16 protein-coding genes and 3 pseudogenes are annotated in these 23,830 nt (G+C 69.5%); 7 read left to right on the top strand and 12 right to left on the bottom strand.

The window, feature by feature from the left end:
• The 4 genes and pseudogenes from HY68_RS44395 to HY68_RS35135 form a co-directional block, all read right to left on the bottom strand.
• A pseudogene (locus tag HY68_RS44395) lies at positions 1-607 on the bottom strand (peptide synthetase); the annotation flags it as partial.
• A gap of 86 nt (positions 608-693) precedes the next feature.
• Positions 694-1,947 (bottom strand): hydrolase, encoded by a 1,254-nt coding sequence (locus HY68_RS35145; RefSeq protein WP_041999705.1) that lies wholly within the window; start codon positions 1,945-1,947, stop codon positions 694-696.
• Between the two features lie 196 nt (positions 1,948-2,143).
• Positions 2,144-4,489 (bottom strand): GH92 family glycosyl hydrolase, encoded by a 2,346-nt coding sequence (locus tag HY68_RS35140; protein ID WP_042000820.1) that lies wholly within the window; start codon positions 4,487-4,489, stop codon positions 2,144-2,146.
• Between the two features lie 81 nt (positions 4,490-4,570).
• Positions 4,571-4,768 carry a hypothetical protein gene (locus HY68_RS35135; protein WP_041999702.1) on the bottom strand — a complete coding sequence of 66 codons (198 nt, stop codon included), beginning with the start codon at positions 4,766-4,768 and terminating at the stop codon, positions 4,571-4,573.
• 810 nt (positions 4,769-5,578) lie between these two features.
• Between HY68_RS35135 and HY68_RS35130 the strand changes: the two are divergent.
• Positions 5,579-6,553 (top strand): annotated as a pseudogene (locus HY68_RS35130) (glycoside hydrolase family 76 protein); the annotation flags it as partial.
• Positions 6,554-6,606: 53 nt separating this feature from the next.
• On the opposite strand, the gene HY68_RS35125 reads toward HY68_RS35130, so the two are convergent.
• Positions 6,607-7,563, bottom strand: coding sequence for an alpha/beta hydrolase (locus HY68_RS35125; protein WP_042000814.1), 957 nt, complete (start codon positions 7,561-7,563; stop codon positions 6,607-6,609).
• Positions 7,564-7,669: 106 nt separating this feature from the next.
• On the opposite strand from HY68_RS35125, the gene HY68_RS35120 reads away from it, so the two are divergent.
• The gene (locus tag HY68_RS35120; RefSeq protein WP_041999699.1) at positions 7,670-8,605 is read left to right on the top strand and encodes a helix-turn-helix transcriptional regulator; all 936 of its coding nucleotides are present in this window, start codon (positions 7,670-7,672) and stop codon (positions 8,603-8,605) included.
• A gap of 143 nt (positions 8,606-8,748) precedes the next feature.
• Here the strand turns inward: HY68_RS35120 and HY68_RS45885 are convergent.
• The 7 genes and pseudogenes from HY68_RS45885 to HY68_RS35090 all read right to left on the bottom strand — a co-directional run.
• Positions 8,749-9,108: pseudogene (locus HY68_RS45885) on the bottom strand (hypothetical protein); the annotation flags it as partial.
• Between the two features lie 182 nt (positions 9,109-9,290).
• Positions 9,291-10,103: a tetratricopeptide repeat protein gene (locus HY68_RS35115; RefSeq protein ID WP_041999696.1), complete on the bottom strand. Its 813-nt coding sequence runs from the start codon at positions 10,101-10,103 to the stop codon at positions 9,291-9,293.
• A gap of 213 nt (positions 10,104-10,316) precedes the next feature.
• Positions 10,317-10,781, bottom strand: coding sequence for a hypothetical protein (locus HY68_RS35110; protein WP_157874490.1), 465 nt, complete (start codon positions 10,779-10,781; stop codon positions 10,317-10,319).
• Positions 10,782-10,964: 183 nt separating this feature from the next.
• Entirely contained in the window at positions 10,965-12,032 is a 1,068-nt protein-coding gene (locus HY68_RS35105; RefSeq protein WP_157874489.1) for a glycoside hydrolase family 76 protein, read from the bottom strand.
• A 119-nt stretch (positions 12,033-12,151) separates the two neighbouring features.
• Positions 12,152-13,753, bottom strand: coding sequence for a hypothetical protein (locus tag HY68_RS35100; protein WP_107070266.1), 1,602 nt, complete (start codon positions 13,751-13,753; stop codon positions 12,152-12,154).
• Position 13,754: 1 nt separating this feature from the next.
• On the bottom strand, positions 13,755-16,814 hold the full coding sequence (locus HY68_RS35095; protein WP_041999690.1) for a glycoside hydrolase family 38 C-terminal domain-containing protein: 3,060 nt from the start codon (positions 16,812-16,814) through the stop codon (positions 13,755-13,757).
• Positions 16,807-17,805, bottom strand: coding sequence for a LacI family DNA-binding transcriptional regulator (locus HY68_RS35090; RefSeq protein ID WP_078864092.1), 999 nt, complete (start codon positions 17,803-17,805; stop codon positions 16,807-16,809). The genes HY68_RS35095 and HY68_RS35090 overlap by 8 nt, the downstream gene beginning before the upstream one ends.
• Before the next feature lie 186 nt (positions 17,806-17,991).
• Between HY68_RS35090 and HY68_RS35085 the strand changes: the two genes are divergently transcribed.
• The 5 genes from HY68_RS35085 to HY68_RS35065 all read left to right on the top strand — a co-directional run.
• Positions 17,992-19,620, top strand: coding sequence for an ABC transporter substrate-binding protein (locus HY68_RS35085; protein ID WP_157874488.1), 1,629 nt, complete (start codon positions 17,992-17,994; stop codon positions 19,618-19,620).
• Positions 19,617-20,693, top strand: coding sequence for an ABC transporter permease (locus HY68_RS35080; RefSeq protein ID WP_078864090.1), 1,077 nt, complete (start codon positions 19,617-19,619; stop codon positions 20,691-20,693). The genes HY68_RS35085 and HY68_RS35080 overlap by 4 nt, the downstream gene beginning before the upstream one ends.
• 45 nt (positions 20,694-20,738) lie before the next feature.
• A complete protein-coding gene (locus HY68_RS35075; protein WP_052457473.1) occupies positions 20,739-21,629 on the top strand; it encodes an ABC transporter permease in 891 nt (296 codons plus the stop codon).
• Between the two features lie 34 nt (positions 21,630-21,663).
• Positions 21,664-22,764, top strand: coding sequence for an ABC transporter ATP-binding protein (locus HY68_RS35070; protein WP_041999681.1), 1,101 nt, complete (start codon positions 21,664-21,666; stop codon positions 22,762-22,764).
• Positions 22,761-23,830 (top strand): ABC transporter ATP-binding protein (locus HY68_RS35065; RefSeq protein WP_063779741.1); only part of this gene is annotated, 1,070 nt, incomplete at its 3' end. The genes HY68_RS35070 and HY68_RS35065, both read left to right, overlap by 4 nt.

The following is a 23,830-nucleotide window of genomic DNA, read 5'->3' as shown; positions in this document are numbered from 1 at the left end:
CGCCGTCCGGCGCGGCGCGGCCAGCCGCCGTCGCTGACTGCTGCGTACCGGGATCCGCCTGCGCGTCGGCCCGCGTCACGACACCCTGGCGGGCAAGCAACTCCTCCTGCGGCTGGGGGACATCGCCGGCCGCGAGCGTCGCGCCGTCCAGGACGGAGACCAGGTCGAGCAAGGCTTGCAGGCCGCCGACCCCGTCGGAGATCTGGTGGGCGAAGGTGAGCACGACGGTACTGCCGGCCTCGGCGGGCACCAGAACGGCCCGCACGAGCGGCCCCGGCTCCGGCGGGATGGGCCTGGTCTGCTCGTCGGCCACGACGGCCTGCCACGGCGTACCGGCCGACCGCTCCTCGACCGGGACCGCACGGTCCGTCTTACGGAAGGCGGCCGCCGGGGTGGCCGAGTCCGTGACGGCGACGGCCAGCAGCGGATGCCGCTGCTGCAGTTGCTTCAGCGCCGCCCCCAAGGTCTGCGCCGAGACAGGCGTGGTGACCTCCGCGACCAGGGAGAACTGCGTCGGATTGCGGTGCATGTAGTAGTCGACGACGTGTTCGTTGGCGCCCAGGGGGCGGAGGATCGTCTCTTTGCTGTCTTCCGTCGTGGTGGTCATCGGATACATCTGCACGCGAGAGCGAACGCCAAACACCGTGTTCAGGGGGAGGGTGCGAGCTCCGGGCTTCGTCGTGCCGTCGCGGCTCAGCTGAACAGGTGCACCCGGGGATAGCGCGCCGACGGCATGTCGAACAAGCCCCGGTCGGGCCTCCCGCGGAGATGGCGGTCGAAGAACGCCGCCAGATAAGCCCGTTGGGCCGCGATCGAGGCACGCGGAGAGATCGTCCCCACGTTGCTCTCGACGGTCTGCGCGGAAAGCCCCAGCGGCTTCGCGAGCTGCGGGACAATGCTCTGGACGTCCGTGTAAGAGGCGTGCGCGGCCCCTTCCAGGCGGAAGCCACGGTGCCAGCCGGTGCTGCGCCGCCACAGCGAGGCCCAGGCGGGCTCGGTGTCGAGGTCGTCGGTGTCGCTGCCGGCCAGCAGGAACGGGCGGTCAAGGCCGTGCGCGGCAACGGGGGACAGATTTCCCGGCACAGCGTCGTCCGTGACATAGGCGAGGACGCCGTCGAGGTTCACGCCGGCCCGGATCCGACTGTCCTCGTACATCGTCTCAAGGGCGGTGAAACCCCCGGCGGAATGCCCGAACATCCCCACCCGGTGCGGCTCGGCCGCGCCACCGACCGCGCGGCGCAGCAGCGCGGGCATCCGGTCCAGTACGAAGCGCGTGTCCGCGACGCGGACGGCCGTGACCTTCTCCAGCAGAGCGATGACCTTCACCGGATCCTGTCCCGTCGCGGCGAACTCCGCTGGTATGACCGTGGTGGCGACCCCGCCGCCGGGGAACTCCACGGCGGTCGCCTCGTAGGTGTGGTCGACGGTGACCACCACGTACCCGCGCGAGGCGAGATCGTCGCACAGCGTGCTGTTGAGGGAGCGGGGGTCGAGCACTCCCGGCGAGTACAGGACCACAGGGAACGGGCCGCCCTGCCGCGCCACCGGTGCCCCCTGCCGCGCGTGGGTACGGGTGGCGGCCCAGTCGACGGCGTCGCCGGGCACGCCGGAGAGGTTGTTGGCGGCGGCGAAACCGGCCGCCTCGCCGGGCAGGAACTGCGGCGCGGCGGGCATCCCGGCCGTTCGGGCGGCGGGGTAGCGGACGCTCACCATCAGCTCCCGGTACGGGGGCGCCGTGACCCAGGGGTCGCTGCGGGTCTCGTCGACGAGACGGTACGCCGAAGCGCCGACCGGCCACGGTCCGCTCGGCCGGGGCAGGTTGAACCGCGCCGCCCCCGAACCGGCTGAGGCAGTGGACGCGGAAGCGGAAGCGGACGCGGCGGAGACGGAGAGGGCTCCGGCACCCGCAGCGAGTGCGGACAGCAGGGTGGTACGGCGACTGAGCATGGACAGACATCCCCTTTTCGGCGGTCGGCGGTCGGCGGTACGCGATACCGAAAAGGACGCCGTCCTCCCCCGCATCACCTGACGCACGGCGCTGCACCGCCCGGAAGCCCAGGATCGCGACCGGGGAAGACGCCGTGGTCCGGCGGGGCGATGCGGCTCCCCCGCCGGACTCCGAGACACCGGCTTCGGATGCGGATCAGTTCAGCGCCGGCGGCGCCGCGTCCTTGGACGTTCCCCAGGAGGACGGTGTCTCTCCCAGTTTGAAGGACAGGTCGGAGATCTTGCGCAGGCTGTCGGTGGTCAGATACGTGGTTTTCAGGTCGTTGCCGTCGGTGCCGGCCGACTGGATGTACCGGTTGGCGTCCGAGGTTCCGGGTGCCCGGACGGTGAGTTTGCCCTTCGGGTAGTAGCGCCTGTCGAGGGTGAGGTCGACACGTGTGAAGACGGGAGTGGAGAGGCCCCATGTGTCGGTGCCGGGCTGGATCGGGAAGATGCCGATGGAGGAGAGCACGTTCCACGCGGACATGGTTCCGAGGTCGTCGTTGCCGGTCATACCCGTCGGCGCGTCGGTGAACAGCGTCAGTGCCGCGTGCACCACGTCGGTGGTCTTCGAGGGCTGGCCGGTCGACAGATAGGTGTACGGGGCGATGAGATCGGGCTCGTTCTGCGGGTTGTACTTGTCCGCGTTGTAGTAGTCGTACGGGCCGTTGACCCACACCTCGCGCGCGGTCTTCCCGGGATCCTGCAGCAACTGGTCGTACGCGAAGAAGGAATCGAGCCGGCTGTTCGCCGCGTCCGTGCCGCCGATCAGGCCGAAGAGGCCCGGCAGGTCCTGCGGGACCATCCACTGGTACTGCCAGGACGTGCCCTCGTGGAATCCTTCGCTCTCGGCCGGATCGGCAGGTCCGGTGAACGCTCCGGCGGCGTCCCGGGCGCGGAAGAAGCCCGTCGAACTGTCGAAGATCGTCCGGTAGTTCTGTGCCCGCTCGGTGTAGCGCTTCGCGTCGTCCCGGTGACCGAGATCCTTGGCCATCTGCCCGAGCATCGCGTCCGAGAGGGCGTACTCCAGGGTCGCGGAAGCGCCGTGGTCGTAGTCCGAGTCACCCGGTTTGACGTGCTCGCGCCCTGCGATGTACGGGGCGAACCCGTCGGCGAGGTACTCCTTGTTGGCTTCCCGGCCCACGGCGGGTGAGTCCGCGGGCGGCACACCGTCCGCGTTCTTCTTCAGGGCGCGGTACGCCTCCTCCTCATGGCCCTTCAGCAGACCCTGCTGGTAGGCGTTGGTGAGGAAGGGGGTGACCGGGTCGCCGGTCATGATGTTCGTCTCGACCGTGCCGTAGCCCCACTTGGGGAGCCAGCCGCTGTCCTTGTCGATCTGGATCGTCGACAAGGCGATGTCCCGGGTCTCGCGTGGCGCGAGCAGGGACAGGAGCTGCGTCTGGGTGCGGTAGGTGTCCCAGAGCGAGAGGTTCTGGTAGTACGTGAAGCCCCTGGCCCGATGGATGTTCTGGTCCCAGCCGGTGTAACGCCCGTCCACGTCGTTGCCCACGTTCGGCGCGAGGAACGACCGGTACAGCGACGAGTAGAAAGTGCGGCGTTGGGTGTCGCTGCCGCCCTGCGCCTTGACGTCACCGAGCCGCTTCTCCCAGGTGGACTGCGCGGCGTTGTGCACGTTGTCGAAGGTACGTCCGCCTTCGGCCGCCAGGTTCAGGGCAGCCCCCTTGGCGTCGACGTATGACAAGGCCGTCGTCGCCTCGACGGTGCGGTCCTTGCTGGTGTCGAATCGGACGTAGGCGCCGTTGCCGCCGGTGGTGGCGGACGACGTCTTCGATCCGGCGGTGACGGTCGTGTCCTTCCACGTACCGGAGGACGTGAAGGGCCGGTCGAAGCGGGTGACGGTGTAGACCGTGTACGGGACGGTGTCCTGGCAGAAGCCGCTGCCGGTGATCGCGGTGCGCACGGTCCTGGAGTTCAGGATCTCCACCTTGGTCGAGACCGTCTTGTGCAGCGACTGCCCGGCGTTCAGCAGGACGTTGGCCTTGGTGGTGGCCGGGAAGGTGTAGCGCTGCACCCCTGTACGACTGGTCGCCGTCAACTCGGCCTTGATTCCGCTGTCGAGCCCGGCCGCGTAGTAGCCCGGACCGGCCTTCTCGTCGTCGTGGCTGAACGTCGCGGCATACTTCGCGTTGTCCGTCTCCGTGACATCGCCGGTCGTCGGCAGCACCGGAAGATCGCCGCCGAGGCCACAGCCGACTCCGGAGAGGTGGACCATGGAGAAACCGCGGATCCGGTTCTGGGTGTAGTCGTAACCGGTGTTGTGCCCAGTGTCCGGCGAGAGTTGCACCATCCCGAACGGGACCGCCGCTCCCGGATAGGTGTTGCCGTCGTTCTGGGTGCCGATGAACGAGTTGACCAGATCGGTGAGGCGGCCGGCATGCGGCACATCCGCCTGGGCGACGGGCGACAGAAACGTCCCGCCGAACAGGGCCGCGACGGCCAATGCCCCTGCGGTGCGCAGGCGCGAGCGTCGACTCCATCTCATCATGGGGGGACCTCCAGTAGGCAGAAAACCGACGACACCGGTGACAACGTTGTCATCATGTCGAGGGCAGTTCGGTAAATCTCAGGTCGTGGCGGCGGCAGCGACCCCGCCGTCGGCCGGGATGTCCAGCGTCAGGACGTGCTGGGACGTCACCTCGCGGCTCTCCCCCACCAGCCCGTCCGGGCCGTCCCTGACCACGTCCACGGCGTACATGCCGTCCCCCACGAACGTGAGCGGCACCTCTTCGGTACGGACGCCGCCCGCCGTGACTCGGCCCATAAGTCTCCTTCGGGTTCCAGAAGGGAACAGCAACTTCGAACATTTCCAAACGATTTCACACGCACTCGCGTCAGTTCGCAAGGGCCATGACAACCCCAGTCTCGATCCGCCGATACGTCCGAGATACCTCGGAGCAGTCGCTGCGGTTCAACCCGCGACCGCAGCGCGAACGGCCGGTGGTTCGCCGAGCGGGCCGGCTGGAGTGACCGGTCGTCGCACCCTCTCCCGCCACGGGGCTCACGACACGGCGTCACGTCGGCGGGAGATCTCGTCGACCGGAGCAACCCCCTTATAGGTCCGACCAGTTGCACGGGCCATTGACGTGGCCACGACGGCTGGCTAGCTTCGAAGTGCATTCGCCAGGTACCAATGAAGTGTGCATCCGGCGTCTGGAGAGTTTCGAGAGCTTCTCGCGAATCCCGCCAGAACGGTCATGACCGCATACGTCAAGGGCTCGACAACGTTGTCATGTACGGCACAGTTCTGCATGCCCGGCCGGATCAGACGTGCGTCAATGCCACTGGCCACGGGTGCCAGGGTCGAGGGTGACGGCACCACTGAGCCGTGACCACCGACGTCAGCGACCGACCAGCGTCATTGCCCAGAGGGCCCGTTGTCCTGCCCGCGCCGCCACGACGCCGGCACCGGCCCTCCGCCGAGCACGTTCCCCCCACAAGTCCCGAGTCGCCGCGGCCTGACCGCGGATGGAGAGTGACGATGAACTTCCCCCGCAAAGTACTGGGTGCGTCCGTTGCCTTGTGCGGCCTGGTGTTCAGTACAGCTCCCTTGTCGCAGGCAGCCGACGCGCAGGCAGAGAGCAGGAGCACGGCCGCTGCGGCGGGCCTGATGACCATGTACGACAACGACACCGGGCTGTTCGACGGCGGCGGCTGGTGGACGTCCGCCAACGCCCTCACCGCCCTCATCAACAACATGCAGGTCACCGGGGACACGACGTACGAGAACGCCATCGCGCAGACCTACGACAAGAACGTGGACGCGCAAGGAGGCGACTTCACCAACGAGTTTCTCGACGATACCGGTTGGTGGGGGCTGGCTTGGGTCGCCGCGTACGACCAGACCGGCGACAGCCGCTATCTCGACACGGCACGCGCCGACGCCGATCACATGGCCGGCTACTGGACGGACAAGTGCGGCGGTGGAGTCCAGTGGAAGGAGGACGAGGCCTACAAGAACGCCGTGACCAACGAGCTGTACCTCAAACTCACCGCCGCGCTGCACAACCGCATCGCCGGTGACACCACATACCTGAACAGCGCCCAGGACGAGTGGAACTGGTTCAAGGGCAGCGGAATGATCAACAACTCCAACCTGATCAACGACGGGCTCGGGGACGACTGCAAGAACAACGGCCAGCCCACCTACACCTACAACCAAGGTGTCGTGCTCGGAGGACTGAGCGAGCTGAACAAGGCGACCGGCGACAACGGTCTCCTGGACAGCGCGCGAACGCTGGCGGACGCGTCCACCACAGCGGCCGGCCTCAACCCCGACGGCATCCTGCGAGAAAACAACGAGGGTGGGTGCGAGGGCGACGGTGCTTCGTTCAAGGGCGCTTACGTACGCGGGCTGGGGGCGTTGAACGGAGGGCTCGACGATCACCCGTACACCGCGTACTTGGACCGTCAGGCAGACGCGGCCTACACCAAGGACCGCGCTGACGGTGACATCTACGGGTCGCACTGGAACGGGCCGCTGACGGAGTCCAACCACAGTTGCCAGCACAGTGCCCTCGACCTGCTCAATGCCGCCACACAGAAATAACCGCCGAAGCGTCAACTCGGTGGTGTGAGTGTTGGCGCGAGATCGGGCCACGCTCAGTGCGGCGAGGGCTCGGGCGCGCGCGTGGCCGGTTGGCCGGCGAGGTGCGCGCCGAAGAAGCCGGTGAGTTCGTCGACCGCCGGGCCGACGTACTCCGGCCTGTCGTACAGGTCAACGTGGCTGGCTCCGTGGACCCAATACAGTTCTTTGGGTTCCCGCGCGCTGTCGAACGCCTCGGTGGTCATGTGCCGGGTGACCGCCTGGCTGCCGGCGATCATCAACAGGGGGCGCGGCGCGATCATGGCAATGAAACGGAACGGCTCGAAGGCGGCGATCCGGTCGACGCTCGACCAGGTGAACTCCTTAGCCGAACGAGGATGCCCGGCGCGGTCCGTACGGTAGTAGTCGAAGCCCTCGAAGCCGTGCTGCCCGCCCAGCGCCCGCGCCTCCTCGGCGGTCGCTGGGAAGATCGGAAAGCTGCCGACGCCGCCGCCGCTCGCTTCCTCCGTCCGGGCGCGCGCGGCGGCATCCAGCATCGACTGGATGACCGCTGAGTCCTGGGTGCCGTCGGCGCCCTCGCGGAACTGGCGACCGATGTCGGCGGCACTGACGGTCGCGACGGCGCGGATACGGTGATCGGTGGCCGCCGCCGGCACGACATAGCCGCCGGAGGCGCAGATGCCGAGAGCGCCGATGCGTTCCGGGTCGACCTCGGACCGGGTACTCAGGAACGACACCGCCGCCTTGAGGTCCTCGACGCGATGCGCCGGATCCTCAAGACCGCGCGGCTGTCCGCCGCTCTCGCCCTGGTACGCGGCATCGAAGGCGAGCGTGACGAAACCCCGCTCGGCGAGGCTTGCGGCGTACAGGCCGGCGGTCTGCTCCTTCACTCCGCCGGCTGGGTGGCCGACCACGATCGCGGGCCGGGGGGCCACGGCTTCTTCGTCGGGAAGATGGAGGCGCCCGGCAAGGGGGACGCCGGCACTGTCAAAGGTGACATCCGTGCTGTTCATGATCCCAGCGTCGAACGGGTGAAGCGGACGCACAAGCGGCGGATTCCTTCCCCCGGAACGATCGTGCCCTCCCACGCGAAGCGTCCTGCCGCGCACAATGGTGTGCATGACGCCTGCCCATGACACCGGCGAACTCGGCGCCTTTCTGAAGGCGCGCCGAGCCGAGCTGACACCTCGCTCGGTCGGCCTGCCCGAGAGCGGACGGCCGAGGAAGGTCGCGGGGCTCCGTCGCGAGGAGGTCGCGGGGCTGGCGGCGATCAGCGTCGACTACTACACCCGTCTGGAGCAGGGACGGGTGCCGGCGTCCGCCTCCGTCCTCGCCACGGTCGCCGCCGCACTGCGGCTCGACGAGGACCAGCAGGCGTACCTGTACAAGATCGCCGGGAAGACGGACGCACGGCCGCGGCGCCGGCGCACCCGCCAAAGCCCGCGCCCGGCGGTGCGGCGCCTCCTCAACAGTCTGACCAGCACGCCGGCGATCGTGCTCGGCACCTGCATGGACGTGCTCGCCTGGAATCCCGCAGCCGCCGCGCTGTTCACCGACTTCGGCGCAATCCCGCCGCGGCAGCGCAACTACGTGCGGCTCGTCTTCACCGATCCCGTGATCCGCGCGCTGCACACCGAGTGGGCACACGACGCTCGCGACGCTGTCGCCGCGCTGCGCATGGAGGCCGCCTCGGACCCCGACAACCCCGAGCTCGCGCGGCTGGTCGGCGACCTCGCCGTCATCGACCCCGACTTCCGTACATGGTGGGCCGATCGCCGCGTCAACGGGGCGACCTACGGCACAAAGCACTACCACCATCGGGTCGTCGGGAGCCTCACCCTGGACTGCGACACCTGGGCCAGCCCCGACGGCAGCGGCCAGCGGCTGATGGTGCTCACCGCCGAACCGGGGACCGCGTCGGACGACGCGTTGCGCATTCTGGCCTCCTGGGCAGCCCGCGACGACACCGGGACCGAGACTGGTCCCACGGCCGCCTCGAAGCCGACGACCTCGGACAGCGCCTCGCCAGGGGACCGGAAGCGATCGGCGGGATAGCGGGCCAGGACGCGGGCCGCGTCGGCCGGGGCGAAGAGTGTGGCGATCTGTTGCCGGTAGTCGGCATCGGTCGTCGTCTGGCCGGTTACGGCTTCGATGGCAGCGGTGAACAGGCGATGTTCGTCCCGGGTGGTTCCCTGGATGACAGGGACCCGGTTGAAGTGGCCTGTGGCGAAAGCCTGTTCCGGGCTCACCGGTAGTACACCTCCGCCGAACGTCGGTCCGGACCCGAGTTCGTAGTCGGACCACTTGACGAGCTCATCAACCGGTAGGTCGCGTAGGCAGGCCGCCGCTGTCCGGAGGTCGGAGCAGCCGACCTCGGCCGCGACGTCGAGCCCGTGCCGCGCGCGCTCGGCGCGCGGCAGCGGGAACCAGGTCGGCGGGCCCGGTGACCATTTGCGTCCCGTGCACTGGGCGCTCTGCAGGATCGCCTTCTGGAAGAGGCCCGCTCCTGCATGAGCACGGATATCCCATTCTGGCGTCCATGATGACGCACGACGCATACGACGACGCCATCGGCGACGACGACGTGGAGTTCGGCCTGACCCGGATCCTGGACGGGATCGAGGTCCTGATCGCTGGACGGACGCGCTGAACTGCCTTTCAACAAGCGGGAAATTGGTCCCCCCGGCCGCTGGTACGACCACGCGCCCGGCTGAGCGCTGTAGTTGGCGGACGAGCGGCGTCAGACGCCGTCGAGACGGTCGAGCAGTGCCCGAGCTTCGACGGTCCGGCGGTGGACAGGACCGAAGGAGGCCAGGCAGGCATCGTGAGCGCTGCCGGCCCGGTCGCGGGCTTCGGCCTCGCGACCCAGCCCCAGGAGGGCGGTAGCCACGACAAGCTCCACGGAGCCAACCTCCTGACCGCGCTGCTCCGGGGGCAGACCTCGGTGCAGGGCGTCGGCGCTCGCAGCCTCGGCGAGAGCTTCCTCGTAGCGGGCCTGCCCGTTCAGGCTGCGGGCCAGTCCGAGCCGCAGGACCAGGAACAGCCGGTCCGGTTCGCGATGCGCGGCCAGCGCCTCACGGGCCAGCGCCTCGGCCTCCACATGGCGTCCTTGTGCGTTGAGGGCGAAGACCAGTCCGTTGCCGGCTGCCGCCGCCACGAGCCGCATCTCCGGACCCGTCCCGCCGGTCGCGGCCCGGACAACGGCCGCACACTCCGCCTCGCACTCCGCGTACCGGCCGAGTGCGGCCAGCTGCTGGGCGCGGTCGGAGCGCGACTTCAGGGTCTGCCAGTGACCGGCCCCGAAAAGCCTGCCGAAGACCGGCAGGGCCTCGTCGTACGCGGCAAGAGCCTCGGCATGGCGGCCCTGGGCGCCGACCGAAAGCGCGACAATGCTCAGCGCCAGCGGCACATCCGTATCGTCACGCCGTCGCGACCCGGCCACGGCGCTCGCCTCGGCCTCCGCCTCCGCGTAACGCCCGGACTGATACAGAGCCGCGGCCCGAGCCACAGGAGTCGGCTTCGCAGGTCTAACGCGCGATCGGAAGAAATTCATGCCACGGAGCGTATGGGGAGGCCTCATGTCGTTCGCCGACGGGTCAGCCAATGCGCCTTGCCACGACGCCGGCTGAGCACGGCGACCGGCGATTGGCGCCAACTACAGGGCCCAGTCACACAATTCCGGGCAGACCCGCCTGTTCGTGGTTCATGCCGGCCGACTGCACGCCCGCTTCCGCCCGCCGCATGCCGGTACAAGCGGCCCGGCCCCTCACCGGCGTCGGCGATACACCGTGCGGCGCCTCATGAACCTGACGGCCGGCACGGCCAGGACCAGCAGGATGACCATGCCGCCGCCCACGAGCCACGCCAAGGAGTTGGCTCTGGCCCGTCGGCGCTGCTCTTCGACGGTCTCGAAGCACTTCAACTGCCCGCCGGAGAAGCAGTACGGGCTGAAGTTGCGGATACTCCAGATGCCGAAGCCGACAAGCGTCAGCCCCACGGCCACCCCCAGGCACCATGACATGACCAGGACCGCTGTCCTCCAGCCCTCGCCGAGCGACACCAGCCAGGTGCCGAGAACACACACGAACATGATGACCAGAACAGTGATCAGGGGAATCAGCACGGAACCTGCCGCTATCCCTACCGGCACCGCCATCATCGACGCGACGAGCGACCAGTAGATGCCCAGCTTCGCACCGCGACCCACTGCAGCGTTCACCCGTCCGGCCACGCGTGTCTCCCCTGTGATCGTTCTCGCCGGATCGCACCCGGATCGCACCCACGACGAGCTGACCGCTCGCCGCCGGGGGCGACCATAGTCACGGGCGTCGGGAGGGGTCCCGCAGCCCTTCGTCACGACGAATGTCAGTCACAGCGAGCTCTCCCATCCGCGGCTTGCTCGGCGCGAGAACCGTCAGCGGATCGCCGCGACCAAAGCGTCGATGGCGCTGTGCTGGCGGGCCCCGTCCGCCCTGTCGTAGGGGCCACTCCAGTGGTAGCCGTAGAAGTCACCGTTGCGGTCAAGGGTGTTCAGGGAGTCGGCCTGCTTGTCGATGAAGGTGTTGTACGGGTGGTTGGGCAGAGCGCGGTTGAGCGTGCCGAGGTTGCGCATGAACGCGCCCTTGAAGGAGGGCTGGTCGCCGTTGGGGTCCGCGTCCTGGTCGTTCGGTTCCGACAGGATGCCGCCGGGCGCGAGTACGGGAGACGTGACCACGGCGTCGGCGATGGTGCGGGCCTGCTTCAGGAAGGCGGTGTCGCCGGTGGCCCGGTGCAGTTCGGCCAGACCGCCCAGGACGACGCCTTGGTTGTACGTCCAGGTCGTGGTCAACCCCGTATTGACGCAGGAGGTGTTGAGGCCGTCGTTGACGAGGTTGTCGCCGTTGATGAGCTTCTTGTCCTCGAACCAGTGCCAGACGTTCAGGGCTCGCCGGAGGTGGGTGGTGTCGCCTGCCAGCCTGTTGTGGATGCCCGCGGACAGTTCGATGAACAGCTCGTTGGTGATGGTGTTCTTGAACTGACGGGGATAGTTCCACCAGATGCCGCCGCCGCAGACGTCGTCGTGGTAGCTCCACATGTGGTTGGCGTCCGCGATGGCTGTCTTCAGGTAACGGGGGTCCTTGGTGAGGTCGTAGGCACGCAGCCAGGCCAGGCCCCACCATCCGGTGTCGTCGAGGTAGTCGTTGCGGAACTGGCCGTCGTACTTGTCGACGTTCTTCGTGTAGATGTCGGCGGCCAGCTTCTTGAAGTCGTGGCCTCCGGTGTCCCCCGGGGCCCGCCAGTAGTCGAGCACCGCCTGGAGGTCGTTGGCGTTGGTCCACCAGCCGGTGGTGTCGAACTGCCCTGTGCCGGTGTTGTACCAGCTCAGCAAGCCGTTGACGGCGGCGGTCGCGTCGGCGTGCCGCTGGTCCCCGTGATCGCCGGCCGCGGGCTGCGCGGCGGCGGGCTGTACGGACAGGAGACACAGGCTCAGGGCGGCTGTCACACTCAGGAGCGGAAATGAGCGAATGCGCGTCATGTGAGTTCCTTCGTTTCATGAGGTGGGGGAAGCGCCGCGGGCCGGCCGCCGGTGCGGTTACCGCACGGGGCGCCTGGAGCAGCCGGTCACACGGGCAGCGGGGTGGCGCCCCAGCGCTGCGACCAGTCGTAGGCCAGCTCCTCGCCCTCGCCGGTGCGCCAGTGACGCGGCGCCGTGGTCGACTGCCAGTCGAGGGGTTCCACGCCGCCCGGGGTGCCGCCGTCGAGTGCCAGGCGGACCGCCGCCGCGAGGTCGGCATCCGTGCGGTCGGTGCGGGCGGCGGGATCGACGGAGACGAAGAGGGCCGTTCCGGAGCGGGCGACGAGGTCGAGGAACTGCCGGTTGAGCTCCCAGTCGGTGGCCGGGGTGCAGGGCACACAGTCGGCATCCACCGCGTACAGGTTTCCGTGGTGGGCCAGCCGGAAGGCGAGCGTGTTGACTCCCATACGGCGGGTCCGCTCCCAGTCCTTGCCCGAGGTGTCGTCCCCGGCCCGCTGCACCTGTACCAGTCCGGCCGAGAGATGGCCGATCGTGTTGCAGCCGATGATCAGTGTGTCTCCCGCCGCCTCGGCGACGGTGCGGTAGAGGTCGACCAGGATCTCCGCGCTGGTGCGCCCCCGGTCGGCCAGGGCGAGGCCGGGTTCGGCGAGCACCGCGGGCGCGTCGCCCGCGAACCGGCCGAAGACGTCGTAGGTCGAGAAGTCGTGCTTGATCAGCTCGTAACCCCAGCCCCTGAAGCGGGTGATGTCCTCGGCCACGGTCTCCAGGGCGGCCGGCAGCGACGGGTCGAGCGGGTGGCCGCCGTCCCGCATGACGCCGGGACGGGTCGCGCGGGTCGGGGTGCGGGACAGCAGGGGGCGGAACCACAGTCCTGGCCTGGCTCCGGTTGCCTTGATCGACGCGGCCATGCCCGCCATGTCGTCGAAGAGGCCGGGCAGTCCCACGTCCCAGGGGCCGCCGGGTGCGCTGCCGCCCCCCTCGGTCCAGCCGTCGTCGATCACGCAGTACGGCTGTACGGGGTGACCATCGGCGTAGGCGACGAGGGTCCTGGCGTCGCGCAGGACCGCATCGGGGCCGAAGTCCCTCCCATACGCGTAATACCAGTTGTTGCTGCCCACGACGGGGGTGGCCGGCAGCAACGGGTCCGGGCTCATGCGTGCGCAGAGGGCGGCGTGTGCGGCGTACGGTGTGGCCGCCCGGGCGGTGACGACGGTTGCCGCGCGCAATTCGCGCTCCCCGGGCAGGACCGGGAGGCCGCCGCTGCGGACGTCCAGCCAGAGGGTGATACCGCTCTCGTCGACCGTCCAGGAGCAGAGCGCGCCGGCCCGGGTGCGCACCCCCCACCCCGTGGTCGAGCCGCCGGGGGCGTCGCTGACGAGGGCGTACCAGGGAAGGGCACGTTCCGGCTGAAGGGTGCGCCACTGGAGGTCTCCGTACCCACGCTCCCAGGCGTCGCCGAGGACCAGGGCGCCGGGGGCCGGCGTCAGCCGCCAGCGCAAGGCGATGTGGGAGAGGCCGTCGGGTCCGGCAGTGGCGGTGACGGCCAGCCCGCCGTCGGTGTCGTGGGAGGCGCGTACACGGACCTGTCCCGTGTGCCACTCCCCTGCCGCCGCGGCGCGCGCCGTGCGCGGTGCGGTGTCGTGGGTCATCACGTGGACCGAGTCGGGCAGGGACAGCTGCGCTGTCATGTCACTTCACCTCGTGCGGGGAGTCGGGACGGTACAGACGGAGCGTGAGGATCTGGAACGGGCCGAGCTCCACGGGGAAGCGGTCCCCGTCGGCCGTGGCGCCGTCGGCGGCTGGGCGTTCCAGCAGGTCGGTCTCGGCGATACGGACGACCTGGAAGGCGGCGTCGAGGTGTGTGCTCGCCCGGCCGCCCAGCGCCTCGTAGAGGCGGACCACGACGTCACCGCTGCCGTCGTCGGCGAGTTTGACGGCCTCGATGACCACGGCCGGATGGTCGACGGAAACCAGGGGCACGACGGGCGTCCCGCTGAGGCGCCGCTCGGGGAGGTTGGCGTGGTACCCCTCGCGGACGGCGTCCGCGATGTCGGCGCCGGGCGCGAGGGCGTAGCGCAGGACGTGCCTGCCCTGGTCGGCCTCCGGGTCGGGCGAGAGGGGTGCCCGCAGCAGCGAGAGCCGGACGGTGGTGACGACGCCCTTGCCGACCGCTCGGTCGTCGCGGGTGACGTCATGGCCGTAGGTGGCCTCATTGACGAGCGCGATGCCGTAGCCGGGCTCGGCCACGTGCAGCCAGCGGTGCGCGCAGATCTCGAACTTGGCTGCGTCCCAGGTGGTGTTGGCGTGGGTGGGCCGGAACACGTGGCCGAACTGGATCTCGGCGGCCGACCGGTCGGCCTGGACGTCGAGGGGGAAGGCGGCCTTGAGGAGCTTCTGCCTTTCGTGCCAGTCGAGTTCGGCAGTGAAATCGACGCGCGCGGCGCCGGCGCGCAGCGCGATGGTCTGGACGACAGTCGAGGCGCCGAAGCGGCGTTCGACCCGAACCTCGGCGCTGTCCGTACCGGCACCATGGACGGTGAGGCCGTCGACGTCGGTGAGGTCGGTTACCGAGTTGCGGTAGAACTCGTCGACGTCCCACGCGTCCCACTGGTTGGGGGTGTCACGGTGGAGCTGCAGGAGGTTGGCCGGTGCTCCGGGCGCCACGACCTCGCGCCCGGCCCGGTGATCGTGGACGGAGACGACAAGTCCGCGCGCGTCGACCCGTACGCGCAGCAGGCCGTTGTCGAGAGTCACAAGGCCGTCGTCGGAGGTCACGGTGACCGGGCCGGTGGCAGCGGCCGTGGGGGCGACGCCCAGGGCGGGCACCCCTGCTCTGGCGTGCGGTGACGCGTTGGCGACGAGTTCCGTCGCCGGGTCGCCGTCCTCCGTCAGCACGCTCAGGGAGCCGGCGATCAGCCGCTCCAGCTCCGCTGCGGCGCGGGCGTACTGCTCCTCGGCCTCGCGGTGCACCCATGCGATGGACGAGCCGGGCAGGATGTCGTGGAACTGCTGGAGCAGGACCGTCTTCCAGATCCGGTCCAGCGCCTCGTACGGGTACGGCGCGGCGCGGCGCACGGCAGCGGTCGCGGCCCACAACTCTGCCTCCCGCAGGAGGTGTTCGCTGCGCCGGTTGCCCTGCTTGGTGCGGGCCTGGGAGGTGTAGGTGCCCCGGTGGGACTCCAGGTACAGCTCTCCCGACCAGACGGGTGGCTGCGGGTACTCGGCGAGCGCCTTGGCGTGGAAGGAGGCCGGGGAGTCGAAGTCGACGCGGGGTGAGCCCTCCAGGTCGCGCAGCCGACGGACGCGGGCGAGCATCTCGCGGGTGGGGCCGCCACCGCCGTCGCCGTGTCCGTAGGGCAACAGGGAATGCCGGGCCTCGCCCTGTTCCGCGAAGTTACGGGCGGCGTGATGCACCTCGGCGCCCTTGACCTCGGAGTTGTACATGTCGGCGGGCGGGAAGTGGGTGAACATCCGGGTCCCGTCGATGCCCTCCCAGCGGAAAGTGTGGTGCGGGAAGCGGTTGACCGTGTTCCAGGAGATCTTCTGGGTCAGGAACCACTCGGCGCCCGCGAGCCTCATGATCTGCGGCAGCGCGGCGCTGTAGCCGAAGGAGTCGGGCAGCCACACTTCGCGTGGTTCGATGCCGAACTCGTCGAGGAAGAAGCGCTTGCCGTGGGTGAACTGGCGTACCAGTGACTCACCGCCGGTCAGATTGCTGTCGGACTCCACCCACATGCCGCCCACGGGCACGAAGCGCCCCTCGGCGACCTTCTCCTTGACCCGCGCGTACACCTCAGGACGGTGCTCCTTGATCCAGGCGTACTGCTGGGCCTGGCTCATGGCGAAGACGAAGTCCGGGTCGCTGTCGAGGAGATCGACGACATTGGCGCAGGTCCTCGCGACCTTGCGGACCGTCTCACGCACCGGCCAGAGCCACGCCGAGTCGATGTGGGCATGGCCAACGGCGCTGAGCCGGTGGGCGCTGGCGTGCGCGGGGGCAGCCAGCACTGAGCGCAGGCAGGCGCGGGCGGCGGGGGCGGTAGGGCCCACCTGTTCGGGGTCGAGGGCGTCGAGGCAGCGCTCCACAGCGCGCAGGATTTCGGCGCGGCGCGGGTCGCGGTCGCCGAGTTCGGCCATCAGCTCCGAGAGAACGTCGAGATCCTGGACGAGTTCCCACACCTCGTCGTCGACAACCACAAGGTCGAAGGCGGCGGTGCGGTAGAGGGGTTCACCGGAGGAGGTGAGCCTGTCGCCCTCGGGGCTGGGCCGGAAGTCGAAGCCGCCTTCGCCGGGAGTGCCGATGACGGACAGGTTGGCCGCGGCTTCGATGTGAAGGTCGATGTTCTCGCCACCGAGGGCGGGGGCGGCGACCGGTATCCAGTCCGAGTAGGGATTCAGCCCCTTGAGGGCGGCGCCGTCGGCGGTGTAGGCGAGGCCCTCGGCCTGGAAACCGACGGAGGAGCGGTCGAAGCCGAGATCCGCGTGGATCTCGACGTGCCGCCCCGCCCATGCGGGGGGCACGGTGCCGCGCAGCCGGAACCACGTGGTGGACCAGGGGCGGCCCCAGGGTTCGCCCACCGACGTCGGTGTGTGGTCGGCGCCGAGGGCATCAGTGACGGGTACGGGCTCGCCGGGGGCCTCCCACACGGCGACGTCGAGCGGCAGCCGCAGCGGATGTACGGCAGGGCGGACGCGCTCGCGCAGGGTACGGCTCAGACGGGCCTCCGTGGAGGCGCGGCGGTCATGCACGGTCGTGGCTCCCGAAACGCGTGAGGGACGTGGGCAGGGTGACGCGGCGGGGTTTCGCGGTGTCGCCCGCGATCCGGTCCAGCAGGAGGGCGGCGGCCCTCCTGCCGAGTTCGACGGCGTCGTAGGTGACGAGGGTGAGAGGCAGGGACAGCAGTTCAGCCATTTCCATCTCGTCGAAGCCGGTGATCTCGACGGGCCGGCCGGAGCGGTGGACGGCGGTGGCGGCCCCGACGGTCATGCGGTTGTTGTCGGCGAACAGCGCGGTCGGCGGCTCGGGCGCGGCGAGGAGTGAGGCAGCGGCCTCCTGGGCCGAGGCCACGTCGTGGTTGTCCAGGCGCACCAGGGAGGAGTCCGGTTCGATGCCGTTGTCACGCAAGGCCTGGCGGTAGCCCGCGAGGCGTTGGGCGCCGGTGGTGACGTTCGACGCTCCGCCGAGGTAGCCGATCCGGCGGTGGCCGCGGGCGATGAGGTCGGCGGCGGCGCGGCGCGCGCCGCCCCGGTTGTCGAGGACGACGGCATCCGCCTTGACGCCGCGCGGTACGCGGTCGAGGAAGACCATAGGGGCCCAGCGGGAGATCTCGGCGTGCAGTTGCGCGTGGTTCTCGGGCCGGGGGACAAGGAGGATGCCGTCGACGCGGCGGCGCACCATCTCCTGCAGGACGTCGCGTTCGCGTGTGAAGTCGCGCTTGGTGGAGCCGAGCAGCACGAGGTGGCCGCGGGCCCTGGCGACCTCGTCAATTCCGTCGGCGATGGCGGCGGAGAAAGGGTTGGACAGGTCCTCGACGACCAAGGCGAGGGTCGAGGAGGTCTGGCCGGGGCGCAGGTTGCGGGCGAGCGCGTTGGGCTGGAAACCCATGCGCGCGACAGCTTCGGCGACCCGCTCACGGGTCGCGCTTCCCACGTATCTCTCGCCGTTGATCACGCGGGAGACGGTGCTGACACTGACCTGCGCGGCGCGGGCCACGTCCCGCATGGTGGGCTCGTCCCCCACGGTTCCTCCTCGTGTTCGCTGCGGACCTCGTCCCGCCCCTCGCGGCCTCCTGGCCGGCCCCAAGGGTTGACGGAAGATTTCCCTCTGGTTACGTTACCTGCGAACGTTATCAGAAAACGCTTTCTGATAACGATGTCAACCTCAACGGAGAGGGGAAGTCCTGTGCCCCAACTGTCAAGACGGGCCATGCTGTTGGCCACTGGCGGGGCGGTGGTGGGGGCTGGGGTCACGCTGAGCGGATGCAGCGTGCCGGGCAGCGGCGGAGGCGACAGGTCGCACACCTTGGCCCTGTCCAACCGCAATTCGAGCATGGTGCGCAACTTCAACATCTACTCGCCGGCCAGCACGATCGGCTCGCTCGCCAATTTCGTGTACGAACCACCGCTGTGGATCGTCGAGATGTCAGGCGGTGAAGCCCGCCCATGGCTGATGAAATCCTTCACCTGGCAGGACGGCGGCCACGCCCTGGAGCTGACCCTGCGCGAGGGAGTCCGGTTCTCGGACGGCCATCCCCTCACCATCGAGGACGCTCTGTACAGCTTCGAGCTGCCGCTGAAGCATCCGGAGACCAATATCGCAGGCGTGACCTACCAGAGGGCCGAGCGCTCCGGGCCGGACCGTGTGCGGCTGATCTGGGACCACCCGGCCTACCAGGAGATCGCTCCGCTGGGCACCATGAAGATCGTGCCCAAACGGCTGTGGGAGCAGCACCCGGTGACCACGTGGGCCAACCCGGAGCCCGTCGGCACCGGCCCGTGCGTCCTCGACACCTTTTCCACCGCGCAGGTCGTGATGCGGGTGCGCGACGACTACTGGGGCGGCCCGATGGCGCCCCAGCGCGTCAGCTTCACCACCGTCGGCGAGGACAACGCCAAGCTGCGCATCCTCGCGAACGAGCTGGACTTCGTGGACATATCCTGGGCCGGCGGGACCAAGTACTTCGACCGCCGCGACCCACAACGCAACGCCTACATCCCCTCCCCCAACGGCTCGTTCGCCGCGATCCTGTTCAACCACGCGAAGCAGCCCTGGGGCGACGTGCACGTGCGCCGCGCACTGAACCTGGCACTGGACCGCACGACAGTCTCCAAGCTCGTCGACTCCGGCCAGGGTCCTGCCAACGCCGCCGGGCTCGCCCCCAACGTCTTCGGCTCCGTACTGCTGCCCCGCTACGCCGGAGTACCGAAGCCGCAGGCCGCGGCCGCGCGGGCCGAACTGGCCAAGGGAGGCTGGTCGGTGCGCGGAGGCGCACTGACCCATCCAGACAAAGGCACTCATACGGTCAAGCTCGCCTGCTTCTCCGGCATCCCCACCCAGAGCATCCTCGGCGCGGCTCTGGCCGACCAGTGGCGGCGCCATCTGGGCGTCGAGGTGCAGCTGTCCGCGGTCAACGTCCCCACCCTCGTCGACCGGGTCAACAAGGGCGACTTCGACGTCCACCTCAGCACCCAGGGCGGCGGCTCCGTCTACAACCACTTTCACCTGCTGATGGACTCCAACACGGTCACGCCGATCGGCAAGGCCACCACCTTCAACATGATCCGATGGCAGGACGAGGAGACGGCGGCCCTCCTCAAGAAGCTCGCCGCCACGAACGATCCGGCCCGGATCGAGAGCGCCGCGCACGGGCTCCAGCGGATCCTGGCCGAACAGCTGCCACTCATTCCGCTCGTCTGGTCCTGCAACTGGGCGGCGCGCACCTCGGCCTTCTGGACGCACTGGCCTGCCAACAAGGGCGGCGACAGCGTACTCGGAGTCAACTCGGCCCCGGCCGCGGCCACTTTGCTGCACTCCCTGAAGGCGGTCCAGGCATGACGACGCATACCGCGCCCGCACCCGCGGCGGCGCCCGCACCCGCCACGGCACCCACCGCCCGCGGCCGGCGGCATACCGCCCGCTTCAGGGAGCTGGGCAAGCGGCTCGGTTTCTATCTCATCGCGGCCTGGTCGGCGATCACGCTCAACTTCCTGCTGCCACGCCTGATGACGGGCGACGCGACCGGCGCCATCGTCCAGCAGATGCAGCAGAAGAACGGCGGAACCGTTCCGCCGGAGACCGTCGCCGCCATCAGCAAACTGTTCGGCGAGAAGGACTCCAGCCTTCCGGTCCAGTACGGCCACTACCTCTCCGAACTCGCCCACGGCAACCTCGGCCTCTCGCTCACCAACTTCCCGACACCCGTCTCCCAGCTCATCGGCTCGGCACTGCCCTGGACCCTCCTCCTCGTCGGCGCCTCCACCGTGCTGGCGTTCCTCCTCGGCACCCTGCTCGGCGCCCTGTGCGGCTGGCGCTCGGGAAGCAGGATGGACAGCATCCTGAGCCCGCTGAGCACCTTCTTCAGCTCCGTCCCGTACTTCTGGGTGGCGCTCTTCGCACTCTGGTACTTCGCCTTCCAGCTGCGCTGGTTCCCGCTGTCGGGCGGCGCCGATCCGAACACCGCGCACGGCTCGCCGGCCTACTGGCTTTCGACGCTGCACTACGGGCTGCTTCCTGCCCTGACCATGGTCTTCTCGGGCTTCGGCGGCTGGCTGCTGGGGATGCGGAACATGACGCTCACCACCACCAGCGAGGACTACGTGCTCCTGGGGCGCGCCAAGGGCCTGTCCAGGTCCCGGGTGTTGTTCCGGTACTCGGCCCGCAACGCCCTGCTGCCGACCTTCACCAGCTTCGCCCTCGCCATCGGCTCGGTGATCGGTGGTGCGGTGGTCACCGAGACGGTCTTCGGCTATCCCGGCATGGGCAGCCTGCTGGCCGGCGCTGTCAGCAACCGCGACCTGCCACTGATGCAGGGAATCCTGCTGTTCACCACGCTCGCCGTGCTCATCGCGAACTTCGTCGCCGACAGCGTGTACGTCCTGCTCGACCCGCGCACCCGCGGCCAAGGCTGACCGCGGCCGAGGAGAAGAAAGACAGCCATGCGCTCCCGTACGAGAATGCTCCGCAACCGCAAGGTCCAGGTCGGCCTGGTCATCTTCGCCCTCTGTGTGCTGGCGGCACTGTTCGGCCCGTGGTTCAACGACGCGGTGCTCGGGCGCAGCCCCACCGCCCTCAACTACCTGGCCGTCAGCAAACCGCCGAGCGGCGCCCATCCGCTGGGCACCACCGCGTCCGGCCAGGACGTGCTCGCCGAGGTCATCGCGGGCGCCCGGGGCTCCCTGCTGGTGGGGCTCGTCTCCGCGGTCATCGGCACCGCGCTGGCGATCGTCTTCGGCGTCACCGCCGGGTTCTTCGGCGGCTGGACCGACACCGTGCTCAACTTCGTCACCAATCTCTTCATCGTCATGCCCGTCTTCGCGCTCACCCTGGTGGTGGCCGGCTACGTCGAGAACATCAGTGCCCTCAGCATCGCCGTGATCATCGGTGTCTTCGGCTGGGCCGGCGGTGCGCGGACCCTGCGGGCCCAGACGATGAGCCTGCGCAACCGCGACTTCACCCAGGCGGCCCGAATGCTGGGCGAGAGCAGACTGCGCCTGGTCTTCGTCGAAGTCTTCCCGCTGCTCTCCGGCTGGGTCTTCGCCATGTTCCTGCACGCGATCATCGGTGGTGTCCTGGCCGAGGCCGGTCTCGCCTTCCTCGGCGTCTCGGACCCGGGCAATCCCTCCTGGGGCACGATGATCCAGAGCGCGCAGGAGCAGAACGCGATCCTCAACGGGCAGTGGTGGTGGTTCCTGCCGCCCGGTTTCTGCATCGCGGCCCTGGGGACCTCGACCGGGCTCATCAACTTCGGCATCGACGAGATCGCCAACCCACGGCTCGCCGCCGGCAGGCGCACCTCCCGCCGTGCCGCCTCCCGGGTCCCCGCCCCGACCGCGGTGAGCTCGTGAAACCGACCGCCGCGGGTGCGAAGGAGTTCCACTCATGACCGCGACCACCGATCACCTGCCGTCTCCGGCGCCCGGCCCCTCGGCCGCCGAGCCCCTCCTCGACGTCCGTGGGCTGTGCGTCGACTACCTGGGACCGGGCGGCCCCGAGACGGACGTCCGCGCCTGCACCGACATCGACTTCACGCTGGGCAGGGGCGAGATCTTCGGGATCGCCGGTGAGTCCGGGTCCGGCAAGTCCACCCTGATCACCGCCCTCGCCAGACTGCAGCGCCCACCCGCGGCGACCACGGCGGGCCGGATGCTGCTGCACGGCGCCGACGGCTCCGCCGTCGACCTGCTGTCGCTCTCGGAACGCGAGCTGCGGCGGCTGCGCTGGGACGACATCGCCGTCGTCCTCCAGTCCGCGATGGACGCGCTCAACCCCGTGATGCGCCTCCACGCGCAGTTCGCGGACGTCCTGCGCGAGCATCGAAAGGGCATAAAGCGCGATGAACTGGACGCGCGGATCACCGAACTGCTCAGCATGGTCGGCATCACCCCCGACCGGGCCCGCGCCTATCCGCACGAGCTGTCCGGCGGGATGCGCCAGCGCGCCTCCATCGCTCTGGCTCTCGCCTGCGAGCCGTCCCTCGTCATCATGGACGAACCGACCACCGCCGTGGACGTCGTGATGCAGCGTCAGATCATGGGCCAGATACTGCGCCTACGGGACCGGATCGGGTTCGCCGTGGTCCTCGTGACCCACGACCTGTCGCTGCTGCTCGAGGTCGCCGACCGTATCGCCATCATGTACGCCGGGCGCATCGTCGAGACGGGAGCGGCCACGAGCCTCTACCTCAGCCCCGAACACCCCTACACCCAGGGCCTGCGCGACTCCTTCCCTCCCCTGCACGCCCCTCTTCAGGTGCTGCACGGGATTCCCGGTACACCACCGGACCTCAAGCAGCTCCCGGACGGCTGCGCGTTCGCGCCACGCTGCGCCCACACCTTCGACCGATGCCGCACGGAGCGCCCGCTGCCCGTCCTGCGCGGCAGCCGCGTCACGGCCTGCCACCTCCCCGAGGCCGAGGGCACAACGCAGCCGGGGCACGAGCCGCCCTCCCCCGACCAGGCAGCCGAGGAGACCACCCGATGAGCACGGAACGGACAGCGACCGAGGAGGCCCCGGTCCTGCGGGCCATCGACGTCACGAAGCATTTCGAAATGCCGGGCGGCGCGCGCGTGCACGCCGTCGAGCACGCGGACGTCACGCTGCGCCCCGGCCGCATCGTGGCTCTGGTCGGAGAATCGGGCTCGGGAAAGACGACCGTGGCACGGCTGCTGGCGAGGATGTACGCGACCACGTCCGGCACGATCGAGCTGAACGGCGAGCCGGTCGCCACCCGGCGCGCGCCGGGCCGCGACTACCACCGACAGGTCCAGCTCATCTTCCAGGACCCCTTCGGCTCCCTGCACCCGGGCCACACGATCGGCTACACGCTCCAGCGCCCGCTGCTCATCCACCGGCACGCCAGAACCAAGGCGCAGGCCCGCTCGCTCGCGGCGGAGCTGTTGGAACAGGTGGGTCTCACGCCGGCCCAGGATTACCTGTCCAAGCTCCCGCACTCCCTGTCGGGCGGTCAGCGCCAGCGCGTGGTCATCGCCCGCGCGCTCGCGGTGCGGCCCTCGGTGCTGCTGGGCGACGAGCCGATCTCCATGCTCGACGTATCGATCCGCCTGGACATGCTCAACCTCCTCGGCAAGCTCCGTGACGAACGGGGCCTCGCCCTGCTGTACATCACGCACGACATCGCATCCGCCCGTTACCTGTGCGACGACGTGCAGGTCATGTACGCGGGGCAGATGGTCGAGGGCGGCCCCAAGGACACGGTGATCAACACACCGCGCCACCCCTACACCCGGATGCTGGTCGAGGCATCCCCCGATCCGGCCCGGCGCATCACCGTGAACCGGGCCACCGCGTTCGACGAGGGCGAGACGGCGGGCGAGCCTCCGAACCTGACGGACCCGCCCGCCGGTTGCCGATTCCATCCACGCTGCCCCTTCGCGATGGACGAGTGCCGCACCTCGTTCCCGCCGCGCACCGACCTGGGCGGCGGCCACTGGGCGCACTGCTGGCTGCACGACAAGGGCCGCGGCGCGGAACTGGCCGCGCCGCTCAAGGGCTTGGAAACGGGCCGGCCGCAGGTCGCGGCCGGCTG

Origin of the sequence: Streptomyces sp. AcH 505 (assembly GCF_000818175.1) — a bacterium.
Lineage (GTDB): Bacteria > Actinomycetota > Actinomycetes > Streptomycetales > Streptomycetaceae > Streptomyces.
Note: the sequence above shows the minus strand (reverse complement) of the source record. Positions and strands in the feature narration are given on the sequence as shown.